The organism is Telluria sp. AZSoR62, assembly GCF_058111565.1.
Genome location: NZ_JBYTST010000544.1, coordinates 1 through 241, shown reverse-complemented (window position 1 = coordinate 241; position 241 = coordinate 1). Strand labels below are relative to the sequence as shown.

The following is a 241-nucleotide window of genomic DNA, read 5'->3' as shown; positions in this document are numbered from 1 at the left end:
GAAAAAATCGGCTTGATCGGCCCGTCCGGTGCAGGCAAGTCGACCTTGGTCAACCTGCTGCTGCGCCTGTACGACCTGCAAGGCGGGCGCATCCTGATCGATGGCCAGAACATCGCTGACGTCGCCCAGGAAAGCCTGCGCGCACAGATCGGCATGATCACCCAGGACACCTCGCTGCTGCACCGCTCGATCCGTGACAACTTGCTGTACGGCAAGCCGGATGCCACCGACGAGGAACTCA

Annotated in this window: 1 protein-coding gene; it reads left to right on the top strand. The window is 61.8% G+C overall.

Features of this window, described 5'->3' with window-relative positions:
• A partial coding sequence (locus AC3XQU_RS24705; protein ID WP_489876738.1) for an ATP-binding cassette domain-containing protein occupies window positions 1-241 on the top strand: 241 nt, incomplete at both ends.